Below are 23,147 nucleotides of genomic sequence, written 5' to 3'. Positions count from 1 at the left end.
TGCTCTTCCGATCTTGCGGTGGCAGGCGGCCAGCTGCACGCCGGGCACCCGGGGGAGGCGGCGGGGCAGCAGTTCGTCGGTGAGGGTGCTCACCCGGGCGCGGGCGCGGGTCAGTTCGACCAGCCGCGCCAGGTGCTCGCTCGCGTACCGCGTGTAGAGGCCGATGAGCCGGCGGTGGCGGTCCGCGGGTTCGGCGGGCTCGTCGTAGAGCCAGACGGCCGCGCCGAGCGGGCCGGCTGTCGCGGCCGAGAGCGGGACGGCGTAGCTGGCCGCGAAGCCGACACGGGTGGCGACCTCGCGGTGGCGGGGGTCGAGGTGCTTGTCACCGAGGATGTCGGGGGTGGCGATGCCGTCGGACGGGGCTGAGCCGGAACCGGGGTCGGTGCTGGTGCCGGCGGCGGTTTGCGCGCCGGTATGTGCGCCGGTCTGCGTCGTGCTGCTCTGCGGAGTGCTCCGGGCGCGGGCGTGTGCGCCGGGAGGGGCGCCCGTACCGCCTTCGAGCATGCGTCCGTACGCCGTGACGCCGCGCGGAATCGTTTCGATGTGGCCGAGTTCGGCGTGGCTGAGGCCGAGTCCGACGGTGCGGGCCGGGCAGGGGCCGTACGCCGGGCCGCCCGGTGCCGGGGTGCTCGCGGGTTCCAGCACGACCAGGCCGCGCCGGGCGCCGGCCAGCGATGCGCCGGCCCGCAGGAACTCCTGGAGCGCGTCGTCCAGGGTGCTGGTGGCGGCCAGCCGTTCGGTGAGTTCGTGCAGCGTGGTGAGGTCGAAGACCCAGCCGGCCAGCCGGTCCTGGATCAGGGCGCCGGGGGCGGCGGCCGGTACGGGGGCGGGGAGTGGTGCGGCAGTGTGCGCGGGGGCCGGAACTGTGGAGTCGATTCCAGCCACTTTCGGCAGGTGAGGTGCGCTCATGGCAGCCGGCTTTCTGACTGGTGTGTTTCGCTCAATAGCATCGCAAACCCCCATCCCATTCTGCGTAGCTATCAATGGATCCACATGTACACGCAGAAGCGAGGAGATGTCCAGCATTGTCCCCTTGGGGCCCCTGGTGTCCACGGGAGATTTCTGTCGCCTTCCAGTAGATAACCAACTTGGCCGGAAAGTGCCCCCCTGTGCGGCTATTTGATGTCGACTGAGGTCGTTCGGCAGAGCGTCACACCGACTGCGGTGGGTACGTAATCGGTGATGGCCAGGGGCAGTTGATACCGCCCCGGAACCTGTTGGCGGGCCCGGGCGTCTATACCGCTGTGGGTCACGCCCATCCCCGAATGGCGGGGTTCGCGCAAGCGGCACAGTGGCAGAGCGTTTCAGCGGCACGGCGATTCACCGGCACAGCGCACAGCACGGAAGCAAGCACAGACAGCACGGGACAAGTACGCGCCACCCACGCGCCACTCCTGGCCATGCTTGAGCTATGAACTCGGAACCAGGCTCCGCCCTGCCGGTCACCATCACCGCGGGCCAAGAGTGTGTGCACAGACAGTGACGTTTACGTATCCATGACGCGATGCGGACCTCGGCGTTCAACGGAAAGGAACGAGCGCTCATGCGCGAGATCCTCGGAAGGCGACGCGGACTCCGGTTCCGGCGCAGTGGACGGCACGCACAGCTCGACGCGGCGCTGACCTGCGCAACCGGCTGGCAGTGGCCCGTCGTTCCCGGTGTGGGGCACATCGCCTCCGCCGGCCGGGAGCGCGGCTGCGGCTGCCCCGACCCCGAGTGCGTCGTCCCCGGCGCACACCCCTTCGACCCGGGGCTCCTCGCGGCGACCACCGACGAGCGCATGGTGCGCTGGTGGTGGACCGGCCGCCCCGATGCCCCGGTGATCATGGCGACGGGAGGCCGTGCGCCGTGTGCGCTCAGCCTGCCCGCCGTCGCGGGCGCGCGCGCTCTGGTCGCGCTCGACCGGATGGGCATGCGGCTCGGCCCCGTCGTGGCGACGCCCACGCGCTGGTCGCTGCTGGTCTCCCCGTACTCGCTGGAGCGGCTCGGCGAACTGCTGCATGCCAAGGACTGGGTGCCTAGTTCACTGCGGTTCCACGGCGAGGGCGGCTATCTGGTGCTGCCGCCGTCCGAGACCGGCAAGGGCCCTGTCTGGTGGGAGCGTGCCCCCGCTCCGGGTGTACGGCCGGAGCCTGACGCGGGCGGATCTACGGGCGGATCCGCCGGCGCCCGCGGCACCGGGGCGCCATGGCTGCCGGATGTCGAGGCGGTGCTGGACGCGCTGGTCGAGGCGAGCACGGGCGCCCCCGGCGGTGGCAGCAAGCTCGCCTACTGACACTGGCGGCTCCGCCTGCTGACGATGCTCGGCCGGGACTGCTCGGGGCTCACGCCCCGCGTGGACCGGCGTGCGGGGCGTGCGTACGGAGTGCGGGCGCTGCGCTGGTGTCGCGCGGGCGAACGGGGCGGGCGCGATGCGCTGCCGCTGTGCTGCCCGGCTGTGCTCGGGAGGCAACTCCGCTCCCCCTGCCGGGCATTGAGAACCCGGGCATGGAAGGGCCCGGCCGTTGGCGACGGGGGATGCACCAACGACCGGGCTACTAGAACGGTAACAAGAGATCGGCGGTTCGCAAATTCGATCTCATGTATTCGGACAGCGACTTACGTGTGCGCACGGCCAGTTGTGACCGGAGTCACCTGCCGTCCGCCCGGACCGTCACTCTCAGCTGAGCGTCACCTGGCGGTTGGTGAGGCCGCCCCGGGCCCGCCGCTCCTCCGGGGTGAGCGGAGCGCCGGTGGCCAGGGCCGCGGTCAGCCGCTCCGCGAACTCGGCGGCGGGCTTCTCGCATTCCTCGGCCTTCATCGCGCTCGGCAGGTCCCAGACCGGGACCGTCAGCCCGTGCGCGCGGAAGGACCCGACCAGCCTGGTTCCGACACCGAGCGACGAGGTGCCCGCGGCGTGCAGCCGGGCCAGCGCGTCCAGCAGCTGCTCCTCGGGGTGGAGCATCACCCAGCGCAGGTGGTTCTTGTCGGGGGTCTCGCACCAGTAAGCAGCGTCCACCGAGGCGAGCTTCGCGGTGGGGATGACCGCTTCGTTGGCGCGCTCCAGTGAGGCGGAGACCTCCGGTGTGGCGTTCTCCGAGTCGGGAACCCAGAATTCGAACCCCGGGTGTACCACCGGCTCGAAAGGAGCGCCCGGGTCCAGCAGATCCTGGAGCCGGGGCCCGTCGGGTGCGGCCTGCCGGCCGGCGACGGGGGTGCCGGGCTCGGCGGCCAGCGCCTGCTGGAGGGTGTCGGCCAGGTCGCGGCTGAGGTCGCCCGACGGGGTGTCGTTCTGCAGGCCGAGCAGGACGGAGCCGTCGTCACGGCGCAGCGCGGGCCAGGCCATGGGCAGCACGGTCGCGAGGGTCACGGACGGCACGCCGTCGGGCAGCCCGCCCTTGAGGGTGAGTTCCACGGTCGCCGCGGGTACCAGCTCGCGCAGTGCGACCCAGTCGCCTTCGCCGGGCAGACCCTCGAAGGGGCGCTGGACCAGCTCGGCCACCGCGTGCGCGGCCGCCCGGCCGTGGCATGCCTTGTAACGACGGCCGGAGCCACAGGGGCAGGGCTCACGGGCCCCGACCACGGGGACGTGCTCGGCGGCGCCTGCGGAGCGGGCCCCGTTGGTTCCGTGAGGGGCCTTCGTCTGAGGACGCTTCTTCGCCATGGTGCGGCTCTCTCCCGACTGCGCTGGACCTGTGTCTGGCGCGAGCCTATGGGATGTGAGCCCCATCGCGCGGGGGCTCACGGAGACCGGACCGCCGCCGCCCACCCGTCCGGAGCCGGATCAGTCGACTCCGTCGAAGAGGTCGGGGAAGGAGACGTCCGGCACCGGGGACTCCGGGAAGCCGGCCACGTCCTGGAACTGCGCCGTGACCCCCGGGAATTCCGCTGCCTCGGTGAACTCCGGGGCCGGCTCCGGAACCATCTCCGGAGCGAACCCGGCAGCCAGCTCCGAGACCTCCGGCACCCCTGGGAAGCCGGAGACGGCCGAGACCACCGGGGTGGCCTGGGCGGCGGCCTGAGCGGGGAAGCCCGGCCCGCCCACGGAACCGCCCGCGGTGCGCTCCTCCCGGCGCGCCCCGGTGACGAGCACCCAGACGGTCACTTCGCCGGACACGTTGTCCCGTACGCCCCACTCCTGCGCCAGCGCGCTGATGATGTTGAGCCCGCGACCGCCGCGCGCCGTGACCGATGGAGTGGCTGGAACCGGTCGGGTCGGGCCGCCCCCGTCGGTCACCTCCACGGTCAGTCTGCCTGCCTTGTCCACGCGCCAAGCAGCGCGGACGTCGCCGTCACCGATCTCTGTCCGGCCCAGCGGCCTGCCGTGCCGGCAGGCGTTGCTGAGCAGTTCGGAAAGGATCAGTACCGCGTCGTCGACGACCGAGTCGGACACGCCGGTCCTGCGCAGCTGATCGCGCATCCGGTGTCTCGCTTCCCCCACGCCCGCAGGGCCATGGGGTACGGCCATGCTCGACGACGCGGGCACTTCCTGTGCCACCACCAACGCCACCCCCGAGACCTCCTTTGCCCCCACGCCATCGATTGGATGCCCCGGCGTACTGCACCGGAAACCGGCCAAACGAGGCCCGATGACGCACTCGACGTGCTCGAATACGGGCTGAACGCGCCGGTGCACTCCCTGTGACCGCATTGATCCGGATTGAAAGGGACTTATCGGTCACGGGCGCTAGTCTCAGGCAATTATGTCTAAAGCCTGCCCAGTTGGGACAAGACCTGTTTCGGGCGGTTGGTGATGATTGCGTCCACGCCCAGCTCGGCGCAGAGCGCGACGTCCTCCGGCTCGTTCACGGTCCACACATGCACCTGGTGCCCGGCCCTGTGCAGGCGTTGGACGTAGCCGGGGTGGCTGCGCAGGATCCGCATACCGGGTCCGGCGATCCCGGCACCGGCGGGCAGCCGGCCGTCGCGCAGCCGAGGCGAGAGGAACTGCAGCAGGTAGACGGTGGGGATGGCGGGTGCGGCGGCGGCGACGCGGTGCAGTGAACGGGCCGAGAAACTCATGATCCTCACCGGCGACGAGTCGCCGGGCGACGGCGAGTCCAGGCCGAAACGGGCCAGCGACGCGAGCAGCCGCTCCTCCACCTGGCCGGCCCACCGGGTGGGGTGCTTGGTCTCGATGGCCAGCTCCACCCGCCGGCCCGAGTCGGCGACCAGTTCCAGGAGCCGGTCCAGGGTGAGTACGGACGTACTCTCCCGGTCCCAGTCCGGGGATTCGTCCGGGTCCTTCCACTCCCGCCAGGACCCGAAGTCGAGGGTGGCGAGATCGGACAGTTCCAGGGCGGAGACCGCGCCGCGGCCGTCGGACGTGCGGTTCACGCGCCGGTCGTGCACACAGACGAGATGGCCGTCGGCAGTGAGCCGGACATCGCATTCGAGGGCGTCGGCACCGTCCTCGATGGCGCGCGTGTACGCGGCGAGGGTGTGCTCCGGGGCGTCTTCGGACGCCCCCCGGTGAGCGACGACCTGGATGCTGTGCTGTCGTACGTGGGTCACCGCGTCATGGTGTCACCGCGGCGGGGTAGGCGAGCGCAGAAGTGTGCGGGCAGGTGTGTGAATGCGGGCAGGTCTGTGAAGGTGCGGGCTTCCCGCCCCTTCTCATCCTTCTCATCCGAAATAAAGGATGTGCGGGAGGTGGAAGGGGAGAAGTCCAGTGGGCCGGCCGGGACGACCGACCGGACGGCCCGACAGAACGACCCACTGAGAAGACGATGACGCACAGCTCCCGCTTACAGTGCCCCGACGTGCTGTGGGAAAAGCTGTCCGCAGACACTTGCACAGCGGGACTCTGACCGAGACGACGTGGAACCGAGGAGAAAGAGCTGTGAGCACCGAGAACGAGGGCACCGAGGGCACGGCGGCCGAGACCGCACCACCCGCCCCGTCCGCACCTCCCGTGCCGGTTGCCGCTCCTGAGGGCACGCCCGCTTCCGGCACCGAAGCCACTGCGCAGCTCCCCGGGCCGGTGCCCGCCGGCACCCCCGGGCCCGTCCGGGCCGCGGACGCCGGCTGGCCCCCGCCGCCGCCGTCACTTCCCTCGTACGGGGGCGGCGGCAACGGCGGATACGGAGAGGGCGGCGGCCCCGTATGGGGTGCTCCCGTACCGGCTCCGCCCACGGGGCCGAAGAAGCGCGCGGGCGGTCTGATCGCAGCGGTGGTCGTCGCGGCGCTGGTCGCGGGAGGTATCGGCGGCGGTATCGGGTACTTCGCCGCCGAGCACAGCGACAACGCGACCGGCTCGACGACCGTGTCGGCGCCCGGCAAGGCGCAGGACGTCAAGCGCTCCCCGAACACGGTGGCGGGCATCGCGGCCAAGGCCCTGCCGAGCGTGGTGACCATCGAGGCGAAGAGCGGCAACGGCGACGGCGGCACCGGCACCGGCTTCATCTATGACACCCAGGGCCACATCCTCACCAACAACCACGTGGTGGCGGAGGCGGCCGACGGCGGCACCCTGACGGCGACGTTCTCCAACGGCAAGAAGTACGACGCCGAGGTGGTCGGCCGGGCACAGGGTTACGACGTGGCCGTCGTCAAGCTCAAGAACGCGCCCTCCGGGCTCACCCCGCTCGAACTCGGCAACTCCGACCAGGTGGCCGTCGGCGACTCGACCATCGCGATCGGCGCGCCGTTCGGTCTGTCCAACACGGTGACCACCGGCATCATCAGCGCCAAGAACCGCCCGGTGGCCTCGGGCGACGGCTCGGGCAGCAAGGCGTCGTACATGAGCGCCCTGCAGACCGACGCCTCGATCAACCCGGGGAACTCGGGCGGCCCGCTGCTCGACGACCGCGGTGCGGTCATCGGCATCAACTCGGCCATCCAGTCGGCCAGCAGCGGCAGCCTCGGCGGTGACTCGCAGGCCGGCTCGATCGGCCTCGGCTTCGCCATCCCGATCAGCCAGGCGAAGAACGTCGCCCAGCAGCTGATCAAGACCGGTCAGCCGGTCTACCCGGTGATCGGCGCCACGGTCTCCATGGACGAGCAGGGCAACGGCGCCAAGATCTCCGACCAGGGCGCCAGCGGCACGGACTCGGTCGCGGCCAACGGCCCGGCGGCCAAGGCCGGTCTGAAGCCCGGCGACGTGATCACCAAGCTGGACGACACGGCGATCGACAGCGGCCCGACCCTGATCGGCACGATCTGGACGCACAAGCCCGGCGACAAGGTCCAGCTCACCTACAAGCGCGACGGCAAGGAGCACACGGTCGAGGTCACCCTGGGCCAGCGCAAGGGCGACAGCTGACGCGCTAGTCTGTTTCCCGCATCACCCCGGCGGGGTGGCGCGGGGTGGGTTGCCCGAGCGGCCTAAGGGAACGGTCTTGAAAACCGTCGTGGCGAGAGTCACCGTGGGTTCAAATCCCACACCCACCGCTTGCAGGTCAGAGCAAGTGCGTCACAGAAGGGGCGTCTCCGTTCGCGGAGGCGCCCCTTCTGCACTGCGTACCGCCGCATCACGCCTGCGTACGCCGCCTCACATCCGCCGGCGCATCACGATCCGGACGCGGTGACGGACGCGGGCGCCGGGTAGGGCGTGCGGAAGGTGAACGCGTCGGGGCTCTCGCCGTGTTCGCGCAGCAGGCCGATGCGGGCCATCGCCTCGGCGGCAGTGGGCCGGTGGCCGGCCGGGACCCACCACATGGCCTGATGGTGTTCGGACATCCGCCTGAACCACTCGCGGCGTCGGCCCAGGAGCCGCAGATGGTCGCTGCGGTAGGTGAACTCCTTGAGGGCTTCGACCGACTCCCAGACCGAGCAGTTGATCAGCAGCAGGTCGTCATGGCCGTCCGGCCGCAGGCCCGTCGAGTCCGCGCCGCCGTCGTCGACCAGCCGCCAGACGAAGCCGTCGGCGCTGTCGGCCAGCGCGTTGATCTCGGGGAGCTGGGCGACGAAGTCGGCCAGAAGAGGCCCGTCGAGCGGGGCGACGATACGTCCGACATTGACCTGGGCCAGCTGAAAAGTGGTCATGAGGACAGCATGGTGGCCGCGGCTTTCTATCGTCAAGACCTATTAGTTTTAGAAGTCAGGGCGACGCAGCACCCCTCAGGAAGCGGGTCCATCGCGGCGGTCCAGCCCTCGCCCCCGGCGCAGCCGGGCAGCATGCCTTCGATGTACGCGAGGTTCATCCCGCAGGTGAGCGCGGGGAATTCGTCCGCAAGCGCGTGGAACGGGCAGTTGTTCAGGCGGACGGTCGCCCCGTCCAGGAAGGGCTCGTAGCCGCGTGCCCGCAGCAGTGCGACGGGACCCTCATCGGCGGCCGGGACCTCGGCCGCCCCGGCGGCCCGTGCCGCCGACTGCAGCTCCCTGTCCAGCCCGGCGCCGTCCACCACCCCGGCGAGCAGCCGGCCTGCCGGACCGTACGACCGGGGCGGCAGCGACACCGCCCGTTCGCCCGGGGCCCGCAGATACAGCTTCGACGGCCGGCCCGCGCCGGGTCCGCTGCGCCCGGACAGCCGCTGGTAGGTGACGGCCAGGAGGCCGGCCTCGACCAGCTTGTCCAGGTGGAAGGCGGCGAGGGAGCGCGAGATCCCGGCCGCCTCGGCCGCCGCGTCGCGGCCGGTCGCCCCCGGCGTCTCGGCCACGTACCGGTACAGCCTGCGCCGCACCGGCTCCGCCAGCGCGCCCACGGCCTCCAGGACTTCGTCCTCGCTCTCGTCCCTGCTGCTCACCCAGCGAGTCTATGGCGACGGCCGGACGGGAGGCCGGGCCCCGCTCGGCCTCCCGTCCCCGGCCCGGCGCCGTCCGCTCTCAGCGCGCGTACACCGCCACGAAGTCCCGCGTCGCCTGGTTGTAGTAGCGCTCCGGCGGGTTCTCGAAGTCGAGGATGTTCGTCGGCTTCGGGTTGGTGGGGTCGGTCCTGCCGTCGTAGCTCATGAAGGACGGCCACGCACGGTTCATGTCCAGCGGCATCGCCCGTACGGCACCGGCGCGCTGCATCAGGTCCGCCAGGGTGCGGGCCGTGAGCGCCTGGCCGACCACCATGATGACGTCACCCTTGGCGGTGACACCCACGCCCGAGCGGGCCACGTACATCGCACTCTGGTCGGTGGCACCCCACTTGGAGTCGTCGTCGATGTCCGGGACGACCTTCCCGCCGTCGACCATCAGCTCCAGGCACTGGCGTACGCCGACGACGTCCGGTGTCATCCGTACGTCGCGGCCCCAGACGCCGAGCTTCATCGAGCCGTCGCGGTAGAAGACCTCGGACGCGGCGCCGTCGCGGAGTGATCCGACGGTACGGCCGTTGAGGTAGAAGCCCCCGTTGGAGCCGCCGTCGGAGACCTTGAAGCCGCCGTTCCAGGTGGCGACCAGTCCGGTGCGCTGCCCCTTGGGGACGTTCGGCGGGACCGAGAAGGTGCCGCCGGGCTCGCGTACGCCCGGGTGGAGCTGGAAGCGGGCGTTCTTGGTGCTGATCCAGGCGACGGCCGCCTCGTACGACGTGTGCTCCGCGTCGGGCCGTACGTACGTCCCCTGCACGATCGGCCGGCCCTTGCTGTCGGCGGCGAGCGTGCGGTAGACGCCCTCGCCCTTGAGTGCGGGTGAGACGAGGGGGCGCATCGGGGCGTGCAGCGGTACCTCGGGGTGTGCGCCGGGCGGGGGCGCCTGCGCGGCCGCGGTCTGGTTCATCCGGGCCTGGGCATCGGCGGACAGGGCCCCGCCGACCTTCGGCGGATCGAGGTCGTACCTGATGTTCTCCAGCTTGTCGACCACGACGCCCAGCGAGTGCTCCCGTGCCCAGCCCGCGAGCCGTGCCGCCGTGCTGTCGTCGCCCGGGTAGGTCAGGGCGCCGCTGACGGACCAGCCGAGCGCTCCGACGCAGACCAGGAGGGCTGCGAGCACCGCCCGGGTGGCCTTCCTGCGGGGGAGCAGGCGGCGCTTCCGGGGGCCGGGATCCGTTGCCTGGGACATGACGCTCCTCTACCTGACGTACCTGACGCGTACTCACCTGACGCCTCATCTGACGTCTCATCGGAACCCGTCAACGGAAATCCGCCCAGCCGGGAGGGGCCAACCGGGTGGTGTTCATCGGAAGAACACCACTTTCTGTGCGTTGGTCCCTTTCTGTCCGAACACCATCCGCATCATGTGAAAAGTACGTAGAACGTCCCACGGTAAAAACCGTTGCAGAGCACAGAAATGAGGGGTCGTCATGACCAGCCAGGCCAAGAAGGTGTGGGCCGCCTTCACCACCGCGTTCTTCGCGCTCGTCGCGATGCTCGGATTCTCCGGCTCGGCTCGCGCCGCCGCCACCGCTGTCCCCGCCGGTGCGGCAGCCCCGGTTCCCGCCGGCCCGACGGGCCGCGCCGTGCGTACGACGGGCATTCCCGCCGTACGGACAGCTCCGGAGGCCGCGGAACCGGCACCCGTACCGGCAGCGGTCCCCGCGCCGGTCACGGTCGAACCCGCGCAGGTCGCCTGGTGGGCGCTGCCCAAGGACCGCGCGCTGCCTCCGACCATCAAGCAGCGCATTCGCGCCGAAGCACACGGGTCCACGCCCAGCACGCGGCACCTCCCGCTCGACACCGACGCGGCCTCGGACGACGCGATCGCGGATGCCGCGGTCGGTGAAGCGGTTCTTCAGCCGGCCTGACCGTGCGACCGACGCTGCGAGATCACGCAAGCCGCTCGCGTCACGCAGTTCACTCGCATCATGCGGGTCATGCGGGTCATGCGGGTCATGCGGGTCATGCGGGTCATGCGGGTCATGCAGGTCGTGCAGGTCGTGCGGGTACTGCTGGTCACACAGGCCGTACCGATGGCGCGGAAGGCATCGCCAGGCGGGCTGCCGAGGCGATGGTGGCACGGGCTTCCTGTTCGGTGAGTCCGGTATGGACAGCCGCACGGATGAGCCGGTCGGCGAGCTGATCGCCGAAACCGTTCTCGTAGGCGCGGCAGGCGGCCCAGAACAGACGGGTGTTGCGCTGCCCCTCATGGGCGGCGAGTACGAAGTGCACCAGGCCACGGCCCTGAACGGGGCGGCCGGTGGAGTACGGGGAACGCGCGGGAGGCGTGAGCAGACGGAGCAGAGCACGAGGACAGGGCGCGGGCGCGAGATGTGCCGTGCCGGGCGCGAGGCGGTAGACACCGTGGACCGTGAGTGAACCGGGCCTCACGAGATAGCCGCCGGCGCCCCGGACGTCGATGCCGGGAGCGAGCCGGCTCGCCGAGTTGGGGACGACCCTGCCGGGTGGTCCGGTCAGCCAGAGATGGCGGCCACCGCTCGGGGTGAGCACGGTGACGGTCTCCGGGATCGTGAACAGATGCTTGAGTGCGAGGCGTCGCAGAGCGGACGTGGAGTCGCTCTCCGCCTTGGTGTCGAGGTCGATGCCGATCAGATGGTGCGGCCACCGCCCGCAGGCGATGCCGTAGCCGGTGGCCCAGGGGGCGGCGGCGAACAGTGCGCGCACGGCCGCGGGGTCGGCCGTGGCGTCGTGGACGCCGTGTCCCGTACGGCCGCAGGCGCCGCGGCAGCGGACCGGGCCGGCTTCCCCGCGGTGCGGTGAGGGGATCGCCGGGAGCTTGGTGCGGGACAGGGGGATGACGGGGAGGCCGAGCTCGGCGGCGGAGAGCGCGTGAGCGAGGGCCAGGGTGACGGAGTGCCTGTCGATGGCGGCCATACGTTCATTGTCGCTCAAGTGTTCGAATAGGAAAAGCGGGGCGGAGAGTTCGTTCGCGCCCCGTCCGGGAGAAGTGCAAAAACGCTTCATCGCCTGGGGTGCCCGGGTTCTGTGTCCGCGCGCTTACCGTTGCGCAGGTTCGTGACGTGATGGGGGTTTATCGACTTAACGTCACGCTTGCGAGGGAATCAGGTCTTCCAGGCTGGTTCAGCGGGGGCACCGTGGGCAACTCTGATCTCGCGACAGTCGTGAACCAACACGCCGGGGCGGTCGGCCAACCGCCCCGGAAACAGCCGAACTTCTGGTTCCTGGAGGAAATGACATGGCACACATCCGTACCGTTCGCGTCCTTGCCGCCGTCGCCGCCCTGCCGCTGGCAGCGGCCCTCTTCACAGGTGTGGCGGCCGCGGACACCGGCGCCGTCGCGGGCAGCGGATCCAACGCCAGTGTTGCCGGGGTCGTCGGCAGTGGCGTCGGGCACAACAACAACGGCAACTCGACCACCACGCAGCAGGTCGCCACCGGTGCCGGCGCGTCGAACCAGAACAGCACGGCGAGTGTGAACGGCTCGGCGTTCACGTCGATCGACCAGGCCCACTACACGGTGAACTTCACCCGGCTCTGGTGACATACGGCCCGATGGGGGTCGGGATCGTGGGGGCCGTGCGGAAACCGCACGAGTGCTGCACGGGGTGAATGACTGTCCGGGCGACGGTGCTGAGGCGCCGTCGCCCGGACGGTTCTGCGCGTGCTGCGGCGGCGGTTGTGATCGGGTTCCGGTCTTGACACCGGATGTGTATCTGACGGACAGTCAGAAACCTGATCCGGACGCCAGGGAGGCCGCCGACGTGCACCTCGCCCCGACGGAACGGCAGTTGGCGCTCCGCGCCGAACTCCGTTCCTATTTCAGTGAAGTGATGCGCCCAGGACCCGGTGACGCAGGGAACTCCCACGCAGGGAAATCCCACGCAGGGAAATCCCACGCCGGGAGTTCTCACGCCAGGAGTTCGGGCGCTGGGGGCTCCGATGCCAGGGGCGCCCCGCCGGGCGCCGGCGCACGCCCCGAGGAACAGCGGGCGCTGCTGCGGCGTATCGGCGCCGACGGGATGCTGGGGCTCGGCTGGCCCGTCGAGTACGGGGGCAAGGGGCGCGGTCCCGACGAGCAGTTCGTCTTCTTCGACGAGGCGTACCGGGCGGGCGCGCCCGTCTCGATGGTCACGCTGAACACCGTCGGGCCGACGCTGATGAAGTACGGGACGCAGGAGCAGAAGGACTACTTCCTGCCCCGCATCCTGAGCGGCGACATCGTCTTCGCGATCGGCTACAGCGAACCATCGGCCGGTACCGATCTGGCCTCGCTGCGCACCCGTGCGGTGCGGGACGGCGATGCGTGGGTGATCGACGGGCAGAAGGTCTTCACCTCCAACGCCCAGAACGCGGACTGGATCTGGCTGGCCTGCAGGACCGACCCCGAGGCGCAGAAGCACCGGGGAATCTCGATCATCCTGGTGCCGACCGCCGCGCCCGGCTTCTCATGGACCCCGATCGAGACGGTGGGCGGCCAGACGACGACCGCCACGTACTACGACGGGATCCGGGTGCCCGCGGGGAACCTGGTGGGTGCGGAGAACGCGGGCTGGAAGCTGATCACCAACCAGCTCAACCACGAGCGGGTGGCGCTGGCCGCGATCGGTATGCAGGCGGAGGACTCCTACGCGGAGGTCCTGGCGTACGCCCGCACACCCGACCCGGATACCGGCGTACGCCCGGGCGACCGCGCGTGGGTCAGGGCGCGGCTCGCGGAGGTGCACGCCCGGCTCGCGGCCGTCAGATTGCTCAACTGGCGGCTGGTCGGGGACGTCGGGGCCGGGACTCTCGCGCCGGGCGACGCAAGTGGGGTCAAGTTTCTGGGAACCGAAAGCGCCGTAGAGGTGTATCGAATGTGTCAGGAAATCGCGGGGGAGACGGCGTTGATCCGGGCGGGCGCTCCGGGGGCCTTCGGGGACGGGGAGCTGGAGCGGATGAACCGGGCGGCGCAGATCAACACATTCGGGGGCGGGGTGAGCGAGGTGCAGCGGGAGATCGTCGCGACGATGCGACTCGGGATGAGGAGCCGGAAGAGGTGAGCGGGGAGGTGATGAGGGACCAGACGGTGAACGGTGGCGCAGCCGGTGATGGTGCATCCGGCAGTGCGGCTGACGGTGGTGCGGTCCGCGGTGGCGCGGTCGATGGTGCGGCGGCGGGCGGTGCGGCGGGCGGTGCGGCGGCGGGTGGCGCGGCGGGGAGCGGCAAGGATCCGCTGTACGAGCAGTTGAAGGTGTACGAGGGGCGCCCCGCCGCGACGTCGGGGGTGGGCAAGGACCCGGTCAACGAAGCGATGATCAGGCACTGGTGCGAGGCGATGGGGGACGCGAACCCGGCCTATCCGGCCGTCGCGCCGCCCACCATGCTCCAGGCGTGGACGATGGGCGGGCTCTCGGGGCACGAGGGCAGGACGGCGGCCTACGACGAGCTGTTCGCCCTGCTGGACGGTGCGGGATGCACGGCGGTCGTCGCGACCGACTGCGAGCAGGAGTATCTGCGGGACCTGCGGCCCGGCGACCGGATCACCTTCGACGCGGTGATCGAGTCGGTCTCCGAGCGCAAGAAGACGGCTCTGGGCACCGGGTATTTCGTCACCACACGGATGGACGTCCGGGGCGAGGGCGAGCTGGTGGGGACACACCGCTTCCGGATCCTCAAGTACGCACCAGGGGCAAGGGCGAAGACACCGGCTGCGGCCGGCCGGGGGCCCGGAGCGACGACGACGGCCCGGCCCGCCGACGCCCAGGGGCAGGGAGCGAGGCGGCCACGTCCGGTGGTCAACCGGGACAACGCCGGGTTCTGGGAGGGGGTGGCCCGGCACCAGCTGCTGATCCAGCGGTGCCTGTCCTGTTCAGCACTGCGGTTCCCCTGGCTGCCGGGCTGCAACGCATGCGGTTCGTCCCGGTGGGACACGGTTGAGGCGAGCGGCGCCGGGACGGTCTATTCGTATGTGGTCATGCACCATCCGTCCTTTCCGGCTTTCGACCCGCCCTATGCGGTGGGGCTGATCGAGCTGGCCGAGGGGGTGCGCATGGTGAGCAATGTGATCGGAGTGCCGTACGACAAGGTGCGGGTCGGTCTCCCGGTGAGCCTCGAATTCCTGCGGGTGGACGAGGACGTGGAGCTTCCGGTGTTCAGGGCGAGTGGGGGCTGACATGGACTTCACACCGACGGAGGAGCAGGAAGCGGCCCGTGACCTGGCCGCACGGATCTTCGGGGATCTCTCCACGCATCAGCGGCTGACGGCGGCGGGCACGGGGACGGACGCCGAGCTGTGGAAGGCGCTGGGCGCGGCTGGTCTTGTGGCGGCCGCCGAGGACACGGGGCTGCTCGGTCTGGTGCTCCTCCTCGAGGAGCAGGGACGGACCACGGCCCAGGTCCCCTTCGCCGCGTCCTGTGTGTACGGGCTGCTGGCGGTGGCCGCGCACGGCACTGAGGAGCAGCGCGGGAGACTGCTGCCCGCGCTGCGGGAGGGGACAGCGGTGGCTACGGGTGCCCTCCCGGCGCGAGGAGGCGTGCGGGCCGGCACGGACGGCAGGCTGAGCGGGACCGTGCCGTTCGTGCCGTGGCTGCGGGACGCCACTCTGGTCCTGGTGGCAGACCAGGACTTCGGGCTCTGGCTGGTCCGGGTGGCGGACGGGCGTACGGAGCCGGTGGAGAGCACCGCGCCCTGGTCGGGAGGGCGGCTGACCCTGTCCGGCGCGCCGGCCGAGGCGCTGGGCGGTCCGGGGGCGTACCAGCAGGTGCTGGCGGTGGCACGGATCGCGTTCGCCGGTCTCCAGGCCGGTGTGTGCGCCGGTTCGCTCGCGCGTGCCGTCTCGTACACCTCGGAGCGTGAGCAATTCGGCCGGCCGCTCTCCACCAACCAGGGGGTGCTGCTGCGGGCGGCGGACGCGTACATGGACACCGAGGCGATACGGGTCACGGCGTACGAGGGGGCCTGGCGGCACGATGAGGGGCTGCCGTTCGCCACCCATGCGCTCACCGCGGCCTGGTGGGCATCGGAAGCGGGCAAGCGGGTCGTGCACGCGGGTCAGCATCTGCACGGCGGGCTGGGTTCCGATCTGGAACACCCCGTGCACCGGCACTTCCTGTGGGGGCGGCAGCTCGACGCCTATCTGGGCTGTGGGAGCCAAGTGCTGGACGAGCTGGGCACGTTGCTCGTGGACGGCGATACGGCGGGAGCCGCAGAGATGGAGGAGCCGGTATGAGAGTCGGCGATGAACTGGCGCCGCTGGAGATCCCGATCACCCGCACGCTGATCGTCGCGGGCGCTGTCGCCTCCCGCGACTACCAGGACGTGCACCACGATGCCGAGGCCGCCAGGGAGAAGGGCTCCCCGGACATCTTCATGAACATCCTCACGACCAATGGGCTCGTCGGCAGATACATCACCGACCACTTCGGCCCCGGATACCGGCTGCGGAAGGTCGCGATCCGGCTGGGGGCTCCCAACTATCCGGGGGACACCATGGTGTTGACGGGCACGGTCACCGCGGTCGAGGGGGACGTCGCGGAGATCCGGATCACCGGCACCAACGGGAAGGGCCGCCATGTCACCGGCAGCGTGACTGTCACGGCTGCGGTCGCGGAGGCCGGCTCCGGCAACGAGGCCGGTTCCGGTGCGCATTCCGGAAGGGGGGTGGCCGCGTGACCACGCGCAGGCGGGACTCGCTCGGCGGGAAGGCCGCCATCGCCGGGATCGGGTCGACGGAGTTCTCCAAGGACTCCGGGCGCAGCGAGCTCAAACTGGCCGTCGAAGCGGTCCATGCTGCCCTCGACGACGCGGGCCTCACCCCCGCCGATGTGGACGGCCTGGTCACCTTCACCATGGACACCAGCCCCGAGATCACGGTCGCCCAGGCGGCCGGGATGGGGGAACTGTCCTTCTTCTCCCGCATCCACTACGGAGGCGGTGCCGCGTGCGCCACGGTGCAGCAGGCCGCGCTCGCCGTCGCGTCCGGAGTGGCCGACGTGGTGGTCTGCTACCGGGCGTTCAATGAGCGCTCCGGGCGGCGGTTCGGCTCGGGGGTACAGCACAGGGAGCCGTCGGCAGAGGGGGCCGCGCTCGGCTGGGCGCTGCCGTTCGGGCTGCTCACACCCGCCTCCTGGGTGGCGATGGCCGCCCAGCGGTATCTGCACACGTACGGACTCACGGCCGAGGCGTTCGGCCACGTCGCGGTGACGGACCGGCGGTATGCGGCGAGCAACCCGGCGGCGTACTTCTACGAGAAGCCGATCACTCTCGCCGAGCACGCCGCCTCGCGGTGGATCGTGGAGCCACTGCGGCTGCTCGACTGCTGCCAGGAGACCGACGGGGGGCAGGCCATCGTCGTCACCAGCGCTGAGCGCGCCCGCGATCTGCGCCGTCCGCCGGCGGTGATCGTGGCCGCGGCGCAGGGGGCAGGCCGGGCACAGGAGCAGATGACCAGCTTCTACCGGGACGATCTCAGCGGCCTGCCGGAGATGAACGTGGTGGCCCGGCAGCTCTGGCAGACATCCGGGCTCCGGCCGTCCGACATCGACGTGGGCATCCTCTACGACCACTTCACTCCGTTCGTGCTGATGCAACTGGAGGAGTTCGGCTTCTGCGAGCCGGGTGAGGCAGCGGCCTTCGTCGCGGAGGAGGCGCTTCCGCTCAACACCCATGGCGGGCAGCTGGGGGAGGCGTATCTGCACGGCATGAACGGCATAGCGGAAGCCGTGCGACAGGTGCGCGGCACATCGGTGAACCAGATATCCGGTGCGGCGACCACCCTCGTCACCGCGGGTACCGGAGTACCCACATCCGGGCTCATCCTCGGCACGGACGGCTGACACTGCGGCGTGGGCACTGGGTGGTCCGGGTAGGCGGGCCGTTCACTGCCCCCTATGCGACGACAAAAGATGTTCTTGTCCCATCTTCTGGGCGCGTCCGTGCTCCTCGCGCTCGCGGCCCCGGCCGCCGACGCGGCACCGGACGTCACCACTCCCCTGCCCGGTACGCAGGCCGGCACGGCGGACGGCACACAGCCGGCCGCACAGCCCGGCGCCGGCCCCGATGCGGGAACCGCTTCCGTGGCCGACACCCGGGCTGACCCGCCCTCCCGCTCCGGGGCGGGCCCCGTGCCGGACCCCGACGGCAGCCCTACCGGCAGCCCCGCCGGCACCGGGGAGCCGCAGCCCGGGACGGCGGACACCGGGCCGTCGGAGCAGCCTGCTGGGACGGCTGCCGGTGGGACGGCTGCCGGTGGGACGGATGGTGGCGGGGCAGATGCTGCTGGGATGGGTGCCGCTGGGATGGGCGCGGGCGAGACGGGTGCCGGTGCGGCGGAGGCTGCTGGCACACGCGTCGACGAGACGGGTGCCGGTGACATGGGTGCCCACGCCACGGGAGCGGCGGGAGCTGTGACACCGGCGTCGGCTGCCGCTGCCGGCACCGACCGGTTCGACGGCTGGGGGTTCGACACCTGTGTCACCCCGTCCCTCGCGACGATGCGCGCCTGGAACTCGTCCAAGTACCGGAGTATCGGCGTGTACTACGGGGGACGCGGCCGGGGCTGCCCGAACCAGCCCGAGCTGACCAAGAGCTGGGTGTCGAGTGTGTACGGGATGGGCTGGAAGGTGCTGCCGGTGTTCGTCGGCTCGCAGTCGCCGTGCGTGTCGGCGGACAGCAAACGGAAGGTCACGATCGGCTCGGACCCCGGCGGTGAGGGTACGGACGAGGCGCGCGACGCCGTCGAGCGGGCCAAGGCGCTCGGCATGGTGGCGGGGTCACCGCTCTATCTGGACATGGAGGCGTATGCGCAGGACGACCGGGACTGCGCCGCCACCACCCTCTCCTTCATCCGCTCCTGGGACCGCGAGGTGGAGCGGCTCGGGTATGTCTCCGGCTTCTACAGCAGCGCGGACTCAGGGGTGGAGCAGATCGGGGCGGAGCGCAGGGCGGGTACGTCGGACCTGCCGTCGGTGATGTGGTTCGCCCGCTGGAACGACAAGCCCTCGGTGACCGGAGAACCGTCCTTGCGGAGCCAGGACTGGTCGCCGCATCTGCGGATCCACCAGTACGCGGGTGATGTGAAGGAGGAGCACGGCGGCGAGCAGCTCAGCATCGACCGGAACCGGGTCGACGCCCCGGTGGCCCGTATCGCCGACTAGGGGCCGGGCCCCACCTCCGGTCCCATCAGTCCCACCGGCCCGGCCGGCCATCTGCTGCTCGCGTACTCGCCACTGCCACTGCGACTGCGACTGCGACCGCGTCCGCGTCCGCGACCGCGTCCGTCCCGGGCCCGTCACGGGCCCGTCACGGGAACCCCGACGGAGCGAGGGGCGCCCTCCACCTTCAGGAGGTGGGGGTACCACCACTCCTACAACCTGAGGGGGACCCGCCTTCGGCACCTCTGGGCGATCTGTTCAGGGGGGTCCGGCTCCTAGCGTGGAGCTATGACCACGCCAGTCTGTACCAGCGCAGCGAAGGCGGCGACGCCGTACTCGTCGTTCGCCACCTACATGCGTGCCCGGGGGCCCGTTCTGCTGCGTACCGCCCGTTCGCTGACCGCCAATCCGAGTGATGCCGAGGATCTGCTCCAGACCGCGCTGACCAAGACGTACGTCGCGTGGGAACGGATCGAGGACCATCGCGCGCTGGACGGCTACGTCCGGCGGGCGCTGGTGAACACCCGTACGTCGCAGTGGCGCAAGCGCAAGGTCGACGAGTTCGCCTGCGAGGACCTGCCCGAGCCGGAGACGGCGCCCGCCCCCGACGCGGCCGAGCAGCAGGCGCTGCGCGACGCGATGTGGCACGCGGTGATGAAGCTCCCCGACCGGCAGCGGGCCATGCTCGTGCTCCGCTACTACGAGGACCTCAGCGAGCAGCAGACCGCCGAGGTGCTCGGAGTCTCGGTCGGCACGGTCAAGAGCGCGGTCTCCCGTGCACTCGGCAAGCTGCGCGAGGACCCGGAGCTGTCACCCGCACACTGAGCCTGCCTGCCTGCCTGCCTGCCTGCCTGCCTGCCTGCCCGCCCGAGCCGGAGGCCGGAGGCCGGAGGCCGGGGCGGGGACGGATTTCCTGAGGACGGGTAGTGACATACCGCGTGGTATGTGAGCAGAATTGCGACACATTACCCATGCGTAGGCAACGCTGCTCCCAGGAGGTCGCCGTGCTGAGCACGATGCAGGACGTACCGCTCACAGTGACCCGCATTCTCGTCCACGGCACGCTGGTGCACGGGTCCTCCCGCATCACCACCTGGACGGGCGACGCCGACGCGCCGCAGCGCCGCACCTTCGCCGAGACCGGCGTACGCGCCGTGCAGCTCGCCAACGCGCTCCGCGACGAGCTGGGGATCGACGGCGACCAGCGGGTGGCGACCCTCATGTGGAACAACGCGGAGCACGTCGAGGCGTACTTCGCCGTGCCCTCGATGGGCGCCGTTCTGCACACGCTCAACATCCGGCTCCCCGCCGAGCAGTTGATCTGGATCGTCAACCACGCGGCCGACCGCGTGATCATCGTCAATGGCTCACTGCTGCCGCTGCTCGCGCCCCTGCTGCCGGACCTGCCGACCGTCGAGCATGTGGTGGTGAGCGGCCCGGGTGACCGTTCGCTGCTCGCCGGGGCCACCGCGACCGTGCACGAGTACGAGGAACTGATCGCGGGCCGTCCGACGCGATTCGACTGGCCCGAGATCGACGAGCGCCAGGCCGCCGCCCTCTGCTACACCTCGGGCACCACGGGCGAGCCCAAGGGCGTCGTCTACTCCCACCGTTCGATCTTCCTGCACTCCATGCAGGTCAACTCGGCCCAGTCGATGGGGCTCACGGACCAGGACACGACGCTGGTGGTCGTGCCGCAGTTCCACGTCAACGCCTGGGGGCTCCCGCACGCGACGTTCATGTCGGGCATCAACATGCTGATGCCCGACCGTTTCCTGCAGCCCGCTCCGCTCGCCGAGATGATCGAGCAGGAGAAGCCGACGCACGCGGCGGCCGTGCCCACCATCTGGCAGGGGCTGCTGGCCGAGGTGACCGCCCACCCGCGCGATCTGACCTCGATGAAGCGGGTCACCATCGGCGGCGCCGCCTGCCCGCCCGCGCTGATGGAGGCGTACGACAAGCTGGGTGTGCGGCTCTGCCACGCCTGGGGCATGACGGAGACATCGCCGCTGGGTACGACGTCCAACCCGCCCGCCGGGCTGACGCCGGAGGAGGAGTGGCCGTACCGCGTCACGCAGGGCCGCTTCCCCGTCGGCATCGAGGCCCGGCTGGCCGGGCCGGGCGGCGACATCCTGCCCTGGGACAACGAGTCGGCCGGTGAGCTGGAGGTGCGCGGGCCGTGGATCGCCGGTGCGTACTACGGCGGCGCGGGCGGCGAGAACTTCCGGCCCGACGACAAGTTCAGCCCCGACGGCTGGCTGCGGACCGGCGACGTCGGCGTCATCAGCCCCGACGGCTTCCTGACGCTCACCGACCGGGCCAAGGACGTCATCAAGTCCGGCGGGGAGTGGATTTCGAGCGTCGACCTGGAGAACGCGATCATGGCGCATCCCGCGGTCGCCGAGGCAGCGGTGGTCGCCGTCCCCGACGAGAAGTGGGGCGAACGGCCCCTCGCGACGGTCGTGCTGAAGGAGGGCGAGAGTGTGGGGTACGAGGAGCTCAGGGAGTTCCTCGCGCGGTCCGTCGCCAAGTGGCAGCTGCCGGAGCGGTGGGCGATCGTGCCGTCCGTGCCGAAGACGTCGGTCGGGAAGTTCGACAAGAAGGTGCTCAGGAAGCAGTACGCGGACGGCGAGTTGGACACGACACGGCTCTGACGCCAGACCGCGGCGGCGGCGCCGTCGGTCGGTACCTGGTCCGGCCCGGAACGTACCCGGGCCGGACCGGTCTCAGTTGGTGCCGATCTTCGCCAGCAGGTCGACGATCCGGCCCTGCACCTCGGTACTGGTGGAGCGTTCCGCCAGGAACAGCACCGTCTCGCCCGACGTGAGCCCGGCCAGTTCGGAGGCGTTCATTCCGGCCGAGGTGTAGACGACCAGCGGGGTGCGGTTCAGCTGCCCGTTCGCGCGGAGCCAGTCGACGATTCCGGCGCGCCGGCGGCGTACCTGCATCAGGTCCATCACCACCAGGTTCGGCCGCATCTGGGCAGCCAGGGTGACCGCCTCCGCGTCGGTGCCGGCCCGGGCCACCTGCATACCGCGGCGCTCCAGCGTCTCGGTCAGCGCGAGCGCGATCTCCTCGTGCTCCTCGATCAGCAGAACGCGCGACGGGTGCTGCTCGCTGTCGCGCGGAGCCAGCGCCTTCAACAGGACGGCCGGGTCGGCCCCGTAGGCGGCCTCCCGTGTCGCCTGCCCGAGCCCCGCCGTCACCAGGACGGGTACCTCGGCCGCCACCGCCGCCTGGCGCAGTGACTGCAGCGCCTTGCGGGTGATCGGCCCGGTCAGCGGGTCGACGAAGAGCGCCGCGGGGAACGCGGCGATCTGGGCGTCGACCTCCTCCCGGGAGTGCACGATCACCGGGCGGTAACCCCGGTCGCTCAGCGCCTGCTGGGTGGAGACGTCGGGCGCGGGCCAGACGAGCAGCCGACGCGGGTTGTCGAGCGGCTCGGGGGGCAGCTCGTCGTCCACGGGCTGCGGCTGCGGCCGGTTGGCCACCTCCACGGCGCCACCGGGGCCGTCCAGCGGCTCGGGCCCCTCCGACCCCTCGTCGGGGGCGCCTATGGCGTACGAACGGCCCTCCGACTGGGGTGAGAGGCGCTGCTGGGACAGCTGAGACTGCTGCGCTTGCTGAGCCGGATGTGACTGCTGCGCCAGGTGGGCTGAGGGCGGCTGGCCCTGCTGGCTGACGCCCTGCTGGCTCGTGTTCTGCTGGTTCGCGTTCTGCTGAGGCGTGCCCTGCTGAGGCGTGCCCTGCTCCCCGGCCGCCTGCGGGTGCGGGCGGGCGGCCGGTTCGGGGCGGTCGCCCTCCGGCGGGGCCGCGAGCTTGCGCCGCCGGCCGGAGCCCAGCGAGTGCGGCTGGTTCTGCTGTGCCACGATCTGCTCGGCGAACGGAACGCCCTGGCCGAGCGTTCGTACGCTTATGGCACGTCCCTGGGCGGAGTCGGCCGGCACCGCTTCCTCGGCCGGCAACGGCTGCGCCGCGGCCTCGTCGGCCGTCGGGCGCTCAGTGCTCGGGCGCTCACCGACGGAGGGCCAGCCCTCCGGTGACGCGTACAACGTGCCGTCCTTCAGCTGCTCTTCGCCTGCCGAAGGAGCTGAACCAGGCCCCGGACCCAGCCCTGAACCCAGCCCCGAACCAGGTTCCGTCCCCGGGTGGTGCTGCGGGGCGTGCGGCGCGAGCTGGTCGCCGCCGGGGCGCCCGGCCGTCCGTACGGAGTCGTGGTGGCCCGGCAGTGAACCGTCGGGCGTCCCGGGCGCCGCCTGCGGCTCGCCCTGTACCCGGTCGGCGTCCGCCGGGGGCAGGGCGAACGGCGTACGC

18 protein-coding genes, 1 tRNA gene and 3 pseudogenes are annotated in these 23,147 nt (G+C 71.0%); 13 read left to right on the top strand and 9 right to left on the bottom strand.

Going from position 1 to position 23,147, the window contains the following annotated elements:
- A pseudogene (locus G3I19_RS37575) lies at positions 1-1,026 on the bottom strand (hypothetical protein); the annotation flags it as partial.
- Between the two features lie 517 nt (positions 1,027-1,543).
- Between G3I19_RS37575 and G3I19_RS19825 the strand changes: the two are divergent.
- Positions 1,544-2,275, top strand: coding sequence for a bifunctional DNA primase/polymerase (locus G3I19_RS19825; protein ID WP_164264992.1), 732 nt, complete (start codon positions 1,544-1,546; stop codon positions 2,273-2,275).
- Positions 2,276-2,659: 384 nt separating this feature from the next.
- Here G3I19_RS19825 and G3I19_RS19820 read toward each other — a convergent pair whose 3' ends face one another.
- The 3 genes and pseudogenes from G3I19_RS19820 to G3I19_RS19810 all read right to left on the bottom strand — a co-directional run bounded on the left by G3I19_RS19820 (position 2,660) and on the right by G3I19_RS19810 (position 5,493).
- A complete protein-coding gene (locus tag G3I19_RS19820) occupies positions 2,660-3,643 on the bottom strand; it encodes a DUF5926 family protein (RefSeq protein WP_164264991.1) in 984 nt (327 codons plus the stop codon).
- A gap of 417 nt (positions 3,644-4,060) precedes the next feature.
- Positions 4,061-4,399, bottom strand: a pseudogene (locus G3I19_RS19815) (ATP-binding protein); the annotation flags it as partial.
- 287 nt (positions 4,400-4,686) lie between these two features.
- Positions 4,687-5,493: a glycerophosphodiester phosphodiesterase gene (locus G3I19_RS19810; protein ID WP_164264990.1), complete on the bottom strand. Its 807-nt coding sequence runs from the start codon at positions 5,491-5,493 to the stop codon at positions 4,687-4,689.
- Positions 5,494-5,821: 328 nt separating this feature from the next.
- Here G3I19_RS19810 and G3I19_RS19805 point away from each other — a divergent pair, with 328 nt between their 5' ends.
- Both G3I19_RS19805 and G3I19_RS19800 read left to right on the top strand, forming a co-directional pair.
- The gene (locus G3I19_RS19805; protein WP_164264989.1) at positions 5,822-7,243 is read left to right on the top strand and encodes a trypsin-like peptidase domain-containing protein; all 1,422 of its coding nucleotides are present in this window, start codon (positions 5,822-5,824) and stop codon (positions 7,241-7,243) included.
- Positions 7,244-7,286: 43 nt separating this feature from the next.
- A tRNA-Ser gene (locus G3I19_RS19800) sits at positions 7,287-7,371 on the top strand.
- Between the two features lie 117 nt (positions 7,372-7,488).
- On the opposite strand, the gene G3I19_RS19795 is transcribed toward G3I19_RS19800, so the two are convergent.
- From G3I19_RS19795 to G3I19_RS19785, 3 genes are all read right to left on the bottom strand, one after another.
- Positions 7,489-7,965 carry a DUF3291 domain-containing protein gene (locus G3I19_RS19795; protein ID WP_164264988.1) on the bottom strand — a complete coding sequence of 159 codons (477 nt, stop codon included), beginning with the start codon at positions 7,963-7,965 and terminating at the stop codon, positions 7,489-7,491.
- 32 nt (positions 7,966-7,997) lie between these two features.
- Positions 7,998-8,666 (bottom strand): helix-turn-helix domain-containing protein, encoded by a 669-nt coding sequence (locus G3I19_RS19790; RefSeq protein WP_164264987.1) that lies wholly within the window; start codon positions 8,664-8,666, stop codon positions 7,998-8,000.
- A 79-nt stretch (positions 8,667-8,745) separates the two neighbouring features.
- On the bottom strand, positions 8,746-9,906 hold the full coding sequence (locus G3I19_RS19785; protein WP_164264986.1) for a phosphodiester glycosidase family protein: 1,161 nt from the start codon (positions 9,904-9,906) through the stop codon (positions 8,746-8,748).
- Positions 9,907-10,147: 241 nt separating this feature from the next.
- On the opposite strand from G3I19_RS19785, the gene G3I19_RS19780 reads away from it, so the two are divergent.
- Positions 10,148-10,588, top strand: coding sequence for a DUF6344 domain-containing protein (locus G3I19_RS19780; RefSeq protein ID WP_164264977.1), 441 nt, complete (start codon positions 10,148-10,150; stop codon positions 10,586-10,588).
- A gap of 148 nt (positions 10,589-10,736) precedes the next feature.
- Here the strand turns inward: G3I19_RS19780 and G3I19_RS19775 are convergent, their stop codons facing one another.
- Positions 10,737-11,615, bottom strand: coding sequence for a bifunctional DNA primase/polymerase (locus G3I19_RS19775; RefSeq protein ID WP_164264985.1), 879 nt, complete (start codon positions 11,613-11,615; stop codon positions 10,737-10,739).
- A 322-nt stretch (positions 11,616-11,937) separates the two neighbouring features.
- Between G3I19_RS19775 and G3I19_RS19770 the strand changes: the two genes are divergently transcribed.
- The 9 genes from G3I19_RS19770 (at position 11,938) to G3I19_RS19730 (ending at position 21,487) form a co-directional block, all read left to right on the top strand.
- On the top strand, positions 11,938-12,243 hold the full coding sequence (locus G3I19_RS19770; protein WP_164264984.1) for a hypothetical protein: 306 nt from the start codon (positions 11,938-11,940) through the stop codon (positions 12,241-12,243).
- Between the two features lie 220 nt (positions 12,244-12,463).
- Positions 12,464-13,741, top strand: a complete 1,278-nt coding sequence (locus tag G3I19_RS19765; RefSeq protein ID WP_164264994.1) for an acyl-CoA dehydrogenase family protein — start codon at positions 12,464-12,466, stop codon at positions 13,739-13,741.
- 11 nt (positions 13,742-13,752) lie between these two features.
- On the top strand, positions 13,753-14,853 hold the full coding sequence (locus G3I19_RS19760) for an OB-fold domain-containing protein (protein WP_164264983.1): 1,101 nt from the start codon (positions 13,753-13,755) through the stop codon (positions 14,851-14,853).
- Between the two features lies 1 nt (position 14,854).
- A complete protein-coding gene (locus G3I19_RS19755) occupies positions 14,855-15,910 on the top strand; it encodes an acyl-CoA dehydrogenase family protein (RefSeq protein ID WP_164264982.1) in 1,056 nt (351 codons plus the stop codon).
- Entirely contained in the window at positions 15,907-16,353 is a 447-nt protein-coding gene (locus G3I19_RS19750) for a MaoC family dehydratase (protein ID WP_164264981.1), read from the top strand. Before G3I19_RS19755 ends, G3I19_RS19750 begins: the two co-directional genes overlap by 4 nt.
- Entirely contained in the window at positions 16,350-17,516 is a 1,167-nt protein-coding gene (locus G3I19_RS19745) for a lipid-transfer protein (RefSeq protein WP_164264980.1), read from the top strand. The genes G3I19_RS19750 and G3I19_RS19745 overlap by 4 nt, the downstream gene beginning before the upstream one ends.
- A gap of 447 nt (positions 17,517-17,963) precedes the next feature.
- The gene (locus tag G3I19_RS19740; RefSeq protein WP_164264979.1) at positions 17,964-18,836 is read left to right on the top strand and encodes a DUF1906 domain-containing protein; all 873 of its coding nucleotides are present in this window, start codon (positions 17,964-17,966) and stop codon (positions 18,834-18,836) included.
- Positions 18,837-19,121: 285 nt separating this feature from the next.
- The gene (locus G3I19_RS19735) at positions 19,122-19,658 is read left to right on the top strand and encodes a SigE family RNA polymerase sigma factor (protein WP_164264978.1); all 537 of its coding nucleotides are present in this window, start codon (positions 19,122-19,124) and stop codon (positions 19,656-19,658) included.
- 179 nt (positions 19,659-19,837) lie between these two features.
- Complete coding sequence (locus G3I19_RS19730; RefSeq protein ID WP_164264993.1) at positions 19,838-21,487, top strand: long-chain fatty acid--CoA ligase; 1,650 nt, start codon at positions 19,838-19,840, stop codon at positions 21,485-21,487.
- Between the two features lie 72 nt (positions 21,488-21,559).
- Here the strand turns inward: G3I19_RS19730 and G3I19_RS19725 are convergent.
- A pseudogene (locus G3I19_RS19725) lies at positions 21,560-23,147 on the bottom strand (hypothetical protein); the annotation flags it as partial.

It is taken from the genome of Streptomyces sp. SID10853 (genome assembly GCF_010548145.1).
Taxonomy (GTDB): Bacteria; Actinomycetota; Actinomycetes; order Streptomycetales; family Streptomycetaceae; genus Streptomyces.
This window is presented reverse-complemented; position numbering and strand designations above follow the sequence as displayed.